Here is a 10,200-nt window from a genome sequence, read left to right as displayed (position 1 = left end):
AAAAATCGTCTGACTGAATTAAAACGATTAAAAAAATAACTGTCTACAACAATGGCTATAATTCATTGCGGCTGAATTTCCGTGAGAAAATTCAATCTTATTCCCTATCTTTCGGTTACAGCGAAAAATCATAACTGATTTTATTCATGACTTATCTATTTTATATTAAGGTATTCATGAATATAGCAGATTTCCGCAAGGAAGCCATACACGAGACCGTTATCTACAAGGCAAAAAAACGATATGAAAAAAACAATCCTTATCTCAATAATAATTTTATCATTTCAAGTTGTTTTTGGACAAAATGGATTGAAAAATGGAAATCTATTTCTATTGCAAAAAAACAGAAAAACGTATTCAATAAACTCATTCAAGAATGACCGAATCAATGAATTGAAAACATTTTCTGTATCTAAGAAATCGATTATCGCAACAGATCAAAGAGAAAGAGTTGTTGTTTTGGATACTACGAATAATAAAATCCAACTTTTTCACATCCACATTTCGAAAGAAGAAAATTTTTCAATTCCCTTTGATATTAAACCCAAGACCATATTAATTAATCAACATAACCTTTTTGTAGGTGGAGAAATGGGACAGGAATTGTTAGTGCAATACCATTTAAAAAATAAAAAATGGTATCAGTTAAAAATCCCAAAAGAAGTAATGTCCTATGGTAAAGCAGTAGACGATTTGGTGGTAAATGATAGTTTATTAATAGCAGTAGACAACATTATAATACCAAAATACATTTTATACTACAAACTAAATATTACTGATAAACTTGAGTATTCTCATTTCAAAGAACTCAAGTCAAACAGTAGTTATGAGAGCATACATAAAGCTAGAATTACTGAAAACTATTTAGGATTACTATCTACAACATTGAATTGGGGAACTCATAGTGAACATATAACCCTATATTCAGACTTGAATTTGTTAAAGAGTTTTGCCATTTCAACAGATTATTGGGAGAAACTGAATTTTAATGACATTCTTATCCTTGGCAATAAATTATTTATAGCAAACAGTTCAAAAGGCTTTGGAGTTTTAGAAGTCAAAGAAAAGTATTTTAAAGAAAGTAAAGACGAGCACGACATATTCAATGAAAATATTGACGAAAAATTAATTCAGTATAAAAAGTATCTCAATAGAGAAATTATAAGATTGACAAAAATCCCTGATGAACCAAAGATTGTTTTGACGATAAAAAACAAAGGCGGTAAAATCAAAAATGAAATAATAAGAATAGAATAAGCCTAACAGCTAGCAATGGCATATATAATGCCGACTGAGGTGCTAAAATGAAAGTAAGAACACTAAATAAACTAATCGGTAAAAGGAAAGTAAAGTGTAACGGAATTCCGTACTAAGCATAGTCGAGCCCCTTGGCTACAAACAAAAAATCCACAGAATGGAAGAAATTAAAAAGTTCATTGACAATATTTATCCAATGAGCGATTCTGATTGGGACTTTTTTTCTTCGAAATTACATAAGGAAGAATTTAAAAAAAACTCAACCCTGATAAAAATTGGGGAGATTGAGAACTACTTATCCTTTATATCTGAAGGGATAGTGAGATTTTATATTCCACAAGAAGATAGTGAACTAACCTTTGGATTTCTATTTAAAAACGAGTTTGTAACTGCCTATGATTCTTTTATTACCCAAACTCCTTCCCATTATCAAATAGAAACACTAACAAACGCAACATTGTGGCGAATATCGTTTAAAGACCTTCAAGAGGTTTATAAAGAAACCGAAAGCGGAAATTTAATTGGGCGGAGGATGGCGGAGAATATGTTTTTAATAAAGTCGAAGAGAGAAATTTCCCTACTGAACAAAACAGCAGAAGAACGTTATTTGGACTTGTTTTTGGAACGTCCAAAATTATTGAAACAAATTCCATTAAAATACATTGCATCTTATATTGGTGTTACACCTCAAGCCTTAAGTAGGATACGCAAACGAATTACTTAACTTGGGTTCATTGTCAACTCTAAAATCATTTATGAACTTTGTAAGTGAACTAAAAGAAGACAATATGAAACCTTTAGTAATACTTTTATCGAGCTTTGTGATTGCTACTTTTGCTGTGAAAATGGTTAATAAGGATTATAATTTTGCCTTATCCGCAAGAATAGCCATGTCAATGATGTTATGTTTTACGGCAATAGGACATTTCGCATTTACCAAAGGCATGTCCATGATGGTACCACAGTTTATTCCATTCAGAACAAGCCTTGTTTATCTCACGGGACTTTTTGAAATTCTTATAGCAATTGGCTTACTCATTCCAAAATTAAAAGTGATTAGTGGATGGACTTTAATTATTTTCCTATTATTGATGTTACCAACAAACATTTATGCTTCAATTCATAATATAAATTATCAAAAGGGAACATTTGATGGGAATGGCCTTTCCTATTTATGGTTCAGAATTCCATTACAATTTCTGTTTATTACTTGGACTTATTTTAGCTCAATCCAAATTATTTAAGGAAAAAACCAGTGGCTAAGATATATATGAGCCATAGCGGAATTAGTGCTTCGTCTGTGGCTTTTTTGTATATTTAAGACCTGTATTAAACCGAAAATTTATAGAGGAATAATCCTATATATTTTACACGCCGAAATGATAGCCAGAACTATTAAAAAAATTAAAACCAAATTTTCATGAAACATCATCATATTGTACTATTATTTTCAATCTTGATATTTAAACCTTTATCTGCACAATTAATAGATGTTGCTACTTCCTTAAATTTACCAATAAAGATGGCTAATAGTGGTAACAATCTATATATAGTTCTAGATGTGGGAGGAATTACTAAAGTTGATATTACAGATGCTTTACCTGTTCCTGTAGGCACTTTTGTAATTGTGGGACTGAACCAGCCAAATGGCATAGCTATAAACGGTAATGATTTGTATATTGTAGAAAACGGTAGCGGAAAAATATCTAAAATAGATTTGACAGCTACAACCCCTACCTCTTCTGACTTTTTGACGGGATTAAGTTCACCAGTAGGACTGTTTTTAGCGGATAATACATTATATTTCTCTGAGGTTGTTGGGGGTAAAATATCTAAAGTAGACATCTCCTCTTCTTCTCCTTCTGTTACTGAAATAATAAGTGGTCCAAACAGGGTTATAGATAGTTTTGCTATTAGTGGTAATTACCTTTATTTTTCCGATAACGGCGTTGGGAAAATTTCTAAAATCAATCTTACTGATTCTACGCCAAGTGAAGAAGATGTTCTTACTGGTTTGAATTTAGTTTCTGGCATAGAGATAATTGGGGATGATTTGTATTATTCAGAATCGGGTGACCTTAAAGTTTCAAAAATTGATATTACAAGTCCAAATCCATCACCTACAGAAGTTATTTCTACACCTGGTGCTCCAGTTGGTTTACTTTTTTTAGAAAATGAATTATATATAGCAATTAGGTCTGGATTTAAGGTTTCAAAATTACCTCAATCTGCACTTTCTATTGAAGAATTTGATTCGAAAAAAGAGTTAAAGCTATTTCCTAACCCTTCAAACGATCTAATTAGAGTTTATGGTATTACATCAGATATGAAATACGCTATTTATAATGTATTGGGAGAACAAATAGCAAATGGGGTGATTTCAATAAATAATAATATTGATATAAAATCATTCACAAATGGAATGTATTTCCTAAAATTTGAAAATGATGTAGTACTTAGTTTCATAAAAAATTAGATGTCTTTGGGCCAACACTGTATGGATAATTACGGTTAGCATGAGTACTTTGAGTTGGTGAAGCAATTCGTTAATCGGGATTTAAAGCCTTTTGCTAAATTTATTGTTTGCTAACTCCAGTCCGATGCTATTGTGTTAATACAATTTACTATCTTTCAGCAATGACATCAGGCGCTGAAAGCATTGAACTGACCAAGTAAATCGAATTTATGAGATTCACGAACTCTTAAAAAATAACATAAACTAAATCATAGCCGTTACCGTTACCTGCAATTTGAATGAGGCTTATTCATAAAACGAAATACAAGAATATAATTTGGACTTTAATCATGTCGGTATTTTTGTTTATCGTAATTTTTGTATTCAGTCATTTTGTTTTTGGATTTGGAAAAACCTCTAGTTTTATATTCAGTCTGCTTTTAGGAGTTTTAAATTTTATAGTAATAGGGAGGAAAATAATTGTCCGACATTTGATAGGTGACAACTTTGATTTAACGATAGAATATCTTCTGCGACCGAATTTTAAGGCGCACTATTCTAAAGCCGAAATAAAAAATATCGTATTTAAAACTTTTGACTATGGTAGATATGGCATATATGAGAAAGGTCTAATAATATTTAAAAATCAAAAGAACTATCATAAAGATTATTTGACTTTTAAACTTGATGATGAGCCTAAATGGTTTTGGTCGAACTTTAAATATCCGAATAAAATAAACAAAAACAGTAGGTAACTACGGCTATAATTCATTGCCATGGATTATGACAAATGCCATGGACTAAAAGATAAATATAATTTTTAGACTCACAACGACTTTTAATCGCAACTATTCCACTAATTAACTACATTTGCACTCGCAAAATTAACTTTACATGAAAGCTGGAATTGTAGGATTACCAAACGTAGGAAAATCAACCTTATTCAATTGTTTATCTAACGCCAAAGCACAGAGTGCTAACTTTCCGTTCTGTACTATAGAACCTAATATTGGTGTGGTCAATGTGCCAGACCAAAGATTGGCAAAATTAGAGGAATTGGTGAGTCCGGAAAAAGTGATTCCAGCAACGGTAGAAATCGTGGATATTGCAGGTTTGGTAAAAGGCGCTAGTAAAGGGGAAGGTTTAGGAAATCAATTCTTAGCCAATATTAGGGAAACAGATGCGATTCTGCATGTGTTGCGTTGTTTTGATAATGACAATATCGTTCATGTGGATGGCTCTGTAGATCCTATAAGGGATAAGGAAACTATTGATATGGAGTTACAGCTTAAGGACTTGGAAACGACGGAGAAGAAATTAGATAAAGTAAAACGGGCCGCAAAAACCGGAAATAAAGAAGCACAAGCCGAAGAAGCGGTATTACTTAAGATAAAAGAAGGTTTGGAGTCTGGTATCTCAGTCAGAGCCTTAGAATTTTCAGATGAGGATTATGTAGAATATGTAAAACCCTTACAGTTTATAACGGATAAGTCGGTGATGTATGTTTGTAATGTTGATGAAGGTTCCGCAACAACAGGTAATGCCTATGTGGAGCTGGTGAGAGAAGCGGTTAAGAATGAAAATGCGGAAGTCTTGGTTTTGGCTGTAGGTACTGAGGCTGATATTAATGAACTCGAAGATTACGAAGAACGTCAGATGTTCTTAGAAGATATTGGATTGGATGAACCTGGTTCGGCAAAACTGATAAGAGCCGCTTATAAACTATTAAAGCAGCAAACTTATTTTACAGCAGGGCCAAAAGAGGTACGTGCTTGGACCGTAACGATTGGTGCCACAGCACCACAAGCAGCAGGAGTGATTCATACTGATTTTGAAAAAGGCTTTATCAGAGCCGAGGTCATTGCCTATAATGATTATGTGTCTTATGGCAGTGAAGCCAAAGTTAAGGAAGCCGGTAAAATGCGTGTTGAAGGTAAGAACTACATCGTTAAGGATGGTGATGTGATGCATTTCTTATTTAATGTGTAGAGCTTTGTCGAGCTATTTCTAAGTGTTTCAAGAAATATATTCTCAAACGATTCAGTTAACACTAGTTAACTCTCGTTAACTATTTATCCTACTATTAGTCATTAAATTTGTAACAACTCAATAGGATAAAACATGATAAGATGCTTTTCCTAGTTGAAATATAACAATCATCAATCAAAAAATCAGACTATTGCTCATTGATAGTTTTTAAAAGCCAATGTTCTCAACAACATTGGCTTTTTATTGTTAATTACTTTAATCCAACCATATTTCATTTTTTAACGTATAATATTATATTAGCCTTTCATCTACTTTTGTTAATTTTTATGGCACAACAGGCTAACTACACTGAAGAAAACATACGTTCGCTCGATTGGAAAGAGCACATCCGAATGCGACCTGGTATGTATATCGGAAAGTTAGGTGATGGCTCCTCTCCAGATGATGGTATCTATATTCTCCTAAAGGAAGTCCTCGATAATTCTATCGATGAATTCGTTATGGGAGCTGGTAAGACCATAGAAATCTCAATACAAGGTGAGCGTGTTATTGTGCGCGATTACGGTCGTGGTATTCCCCTCGGTAAAGTCGTAGATGTAGTTTCCAAGATGAACACGGGTGGAAAGTACGATACCAAGGCCTTCAAAAAGTCAGTAGGTCTCAATGGTGTTGGTACCAAAGCCGTGAATGCCTTATCTACATATTTTAGGGTAGAATCTACACGAGATGGTAAATCAGCTTCGGCTGAATTTGAATTAGGTGAATTAAGAGATGAGGAATTTTTAGAGGACACCTCACGCAGAAAAGGAACTAAGGTCACTTTTGTTCCAGATGATAGCATTTTTAAGAACTATAAGTACCGCAATGAGTATGTTGTGAAAATGCTGAAGAACTATGTGTATCTCAACCCGGGATTAACCATAGTTTTTAATGGCGAAAAATACTTTAGTGAAAATGGGCTGAAAGACCTACTGTCCGAAAATATTAATGAAAGTGATTTATTGTATCCAATAATCCATTTAAGAGGTAATGATATAGAAGTTGCTGTTACGCATAGTAAAACGCAATACAGTGAAGAATACCATTCCTTTGTCAATGGTCAGAATACAACCCAAGGCGGAACACACTTAGCAGCTTTTAGAGAAGCTTTGGTTAAAACGATAAGAGAGTTTTATGGCAAGACTTACGATGCTTCTGATATAAGAAAATCGGTAGTTTCAGCCATAGCCATAAAGGTTATGGAGCCTGTCTTTGAGAGTCAGACCAAAACCAAATTAGGGTCGACCGATATGGGAGGCGATTTACCTACGGTGAGAACCTATATCAATGATTTTGTAAAACGCAATTTAGATAACTATCTACATAAACATCTTGATACAGCAGAGAAAATTCAGCGTAAGATTCTCCAAGCGGAGCGCGAACGTAAAGAATTATCAGGCATAAGAAAATTAGCCAAGGAACGCGCTAAGAAAGCGAGTTTGCACAATAAAAAATTAAGGGATTGCCGTATTCACTTTGGTGACACAAAGAGCGAACGCAGTTTAGAAACCACCTTGTTTATTACAGAGGGTGATTCGGCTTCTGGTAGTATCACAAAGTCTCGAGACGTTAACACTCAAGCAGTGTTTAGCCTTAAAGGAAAACCATTGAATTCCTATGGATTAAGCAAAAAAATCGTATATGAAAATGAAGAGTTCAATCTATTGCAGGCCGCATTGAACATTGAAGAATCCATAGAAGACTTAAGATACAACAATATCGTTATCGCCACAGATGCCGATGTCGATGGTATGCATATTCGTTTGTTATTGATTACGTTCTTCTTACAGTTTTTTCCTGAAGTCATTAAGGAAGGCCATCTGTACATTTTGCAAACCCCTTTATTTAGAGTACGAAATAAAAAAGAGACCATTTATTGTTATTCGGAAGAAGAGCGCAAGAATGCCATTGAAAAATTAAAGCCAAAACCAGAAATCACACGATTTAAAGGTTTGGGTGAGATATCTCCAGACGAATTCAAACATTTTATTGGAGATGATATACGTTTGGACCCTGTAATGTTAGATAAGGACATGTCTATTGAAGAGCTGTTGTCTTTCTACATGGGTAAAAATACGCCATCACGGCAAGAATTTATTATTGAAAACCTTAAAGTTGAACTTGATATTGTTGAAGATACTTTATGAGAACTGACAATCGGGAAGTAAAGAATACGGTTGTTTCCATTTACTTTATCTTGATAGTTCTTGGGATATTAATGATTACCGTATTTAAATCCTTAGAGTTTTTTGCCGATAGTACATTCATCATCATTCTGGGGCTTTTCGTAATATTGGTATTGTTTCATTCAGTTGCAGGTTATTTTGAATATAATAGTGATGGTGCTAAAATCATCATACTTAACAGAGGCCTAATTCTTGCAGAATATATTAATTATAGAGAGAAAAAGGTTGAGATAGAAAGACATGAACTTCTTGGATTTAAGATACATAATTATCTCCTTTATAAGTCTTTGGTGATTCTGTACAAAACTTATAACGGAAGTAAAGTAAAAGAGCGTTTTAATGTAACGCTTTTAAAGCCAAGAAAATTGAAGTATGTAAAGCAATCGCTAAGTAAAACCGTAAAAGCAAATAGAAAGCTTAAACAAGGATAGATGACAGAAGAACATGACGAATTGTTAAATGAAGACAGTGGTAACCAAGAAACGATTACCAAGGTTACTGGTATGTATAAGGACTGGTTTTTGGATTACGCCTCTTATGTAATCCTAGAACGTGCAGTACCTGCTATAGAGGATGGTTTTAAACCCGTGCAACGACGTATCATGCATTCCATGAAAGACTTGGACGATGGCCGTTACAACAAAGTCGCTAACATTGTGGGTCATACCATGCAGTACCATCCACATGGCGATGCCAGTATTGCAGATGCTATGGTGCAAATTGGGCAAAAGGATTTGCTCATAGATACCCAAGGAAATTGGGGAAATATACTCACAGGTGATAGAGCAGCAGCCTCTCGTTATATAGAAGCGCGTTTATCTAAATTTGCCTTAGATGTCGTATATAACCCAAAAATAACGGAATGGCAAGCCTCTTATGATGGAAGGCGTAAAGAGCCGGTTAACTTACCAGTTATGTTTCCTTTACTTTTGGCACAGGGAGGAGAAGGTATTGCGGTCGGATTATCAACCAAAATATTGCCGCATAATTTCTTAGAGCTTATTGATGCTTCAATAAAACACTTAAAAGGTAAACGCTTTACACTGTTACCCGATTTTCCAACTGCAGGAATTGCGGACATTTCTAACTATAATGATGGCATGCGTGGTGGTAAGGTTAGGGTAAGAGCCAAAATTTCCCAGATTAATAAAAACACTTTAGCGATAACAGAAATTCCATTTGGAACTACGACGTCATCGTTAATTGATTCTATCTTAAAAGCCAATGATAAAGGCAAAATAAAGATTAAGCGTATTGAGGATAACACCGCTGCGGAAGTAGAAATCTTGATTCATTTACCTTCTGGATTGTCGCCAGACAAAACGATTGATGCACTTTATGCCTTTACTAACTGCGAAACCTCAATATCACCTTTAGGATGCGTTATTGAAGAGAATAAACCATTCTTTGTAGGTGTTTCGGAAATGTTACGTCGTTCTACCGACAATACCGTTCAGCTTTTAAAGCAAGAACTTGAAATTAAATTAGGCGAATATGAAGAGCAATGGCATTTCGCTTCGTTGGAACGAATTTTTATCGAAAACAGAATCTATCGCGATATTGAAGAAGAGGAAACATGGGAAGGCGTCATAAGTGCCATAGATAAAGGACTTCAACCACATGTGCAGCATTTAAAACGCGAGGTGACTGAAGATGATATTGTACGCTTAACGGAAATTAGGATCAAGCGTATTTCTAAATTCGATATTGATAAGGCACAACAGAAGATTGATGCCTTAGAAGATCAAATTGCAGAAGTGAAGCACAATTTGGCTAACCTTATCGAGTATGCCGTATCCTATTTTGAAAGACTTAAAAAGGATTATGGAGAGGGCAAGGATCGTAAGACCGAATTACGCGTCTTTGATGATGTAGATGCAACAAAGGTTGTAATAAGAAACACAAAACTCTATGTCAATAGAGAGGAGGGTTTTGTTGGTACATCATTGAGGCGTGACGAATATGTCTGTGACTGTAGTGATATTGACGACATTATCGTATTTACCAAAGAAGGAAAGATGATGGTGACCAAAGTCGATTCAAAGACTTTTGTTGGAAAGAATATCATTCACGTAGCTGTATTTAAGAAAAAAGACAAGCGCACTATTTACAATATGATTTATCGTGATGGTCGAGGAGGTCCTTCTTATGTAAAGCGCTTTGCAGTAACAAGTATTACAAGAGACCGAGAATATGATTTAACCAACGGCAATAAAAGTTCATTGGTTTGGTATTTTTCTGCAAATCCTAATGGTGAAGCTGAGGTCGTAACGG

Annotated in this window: 8 protein-coding genes; all 8 read left to right on the top strand. The window is 34.5% G+C overall.

All coding sequences use genetic code 11. The features are described 5' to 3' along the window. The first annotated feature begins 243 nt into the window (after window positions 1-243). The gene (locus tag Q0992_RS15110) at window positions 244-1,257 is read left to right on the top strand and encodes a hypothetical protein (RefSeq protein ID WP_299526314.1); all 1,014 of its coding nucleotides are present in this window, start codon (window positions 244-246) and stop codon (window positions 1,255-1,257) included. 157 nt (window positions 1,258-1,414) lie between these two features. Next, entirely contained in the window at window positions 1,415-1,981 is a 567-nt protein-coding gene (locus Q0992_RS15105) for a Crp/Fnr family transcriptional regulator (protein ID WP_299526312.1), read from the top strand. 64 nt (window positions 1,982-2,045) lie between these two features. After that, window positions 2,046-2,501 (top strand): hypothetical protein, encoded by a 456-nt coding sequence (locus Q0992_RS15100; protein WP_299526310.1) that lies wholly within the window; start codon window positions 2,046-2,048, stop codon window positions 2,499-2,501. Window positions 2,502-2,677: 176 nt separating this feature from the next. Then, a complete protein-coding gene (locus Q0992_RS15095; protein WP_299526308.1) occupies window positions 2,678-3,733 on the top strand; it encodes a T9SS type A sorting domain-containing protein in 1,056 nt (351 codons plus the stop codon). 873 nt (window positions 3,734-4,606) lie between these two features. Then, window positions 4,607-5,701, top strand: coding sequence for a redox-regulated ATPase YchF (ychF, locus tag Q0992_RS15090; protein WP_299526306.1), 1,095 nt, complete (start codon window positions 4,607-4,609; stop codon window positions 5,699-5,701). Between the two features lie 326 nt (window positions 5,702-6,027). Then, complete coding sequence (locus Q0992_RS15085) at window positions 6,028-7,887, top strand: DNA topoisomerase IV subunit B (protein ID WP_299526304.1); 1,860 nt, start codon at window positions 6,028-6,030, stop codon at window positions 7,885-7,887. Continuing rightward, window positions 7,884-8,357, top strand: a complete 474-nt coding sequence (locus Q0992_RS15080; RefSeq protein ID WP_299526302.1) for a hypothetical protein — start codon at window positions 7,884-7,886, stop codon at window positions 8,355-8,357. The genes Q0992_RS15085 and Q0992_RS15080 overlap by 4 nt, the downstream gene beginning before the upstream one ends. Continuing rightward, window positions 8,358-10,200: DNA gyrase/topoisomerase IV subunit A (locus Q0992_RS15075; protein WP_299526300.1), on the top strand; the 1,843-nt coding region annotated here is incomplete at its 3' end. It lies immediately after the preceding gene.

Origin of the sequence: Winogradskyella sp. (genome assembly GCF_028289625.1) — a bacterium.
GTDB lineage: Bacteria > Bacteroidota > Bacteroidia > Flavobacteriales > Flavobacteriaceae > Winogradskyella.
The sequence above is the reverse complement of the archived record's forward strand: the minus strand, read 5'-3'. Positions and strand labels throughout refer to the sequence as shown.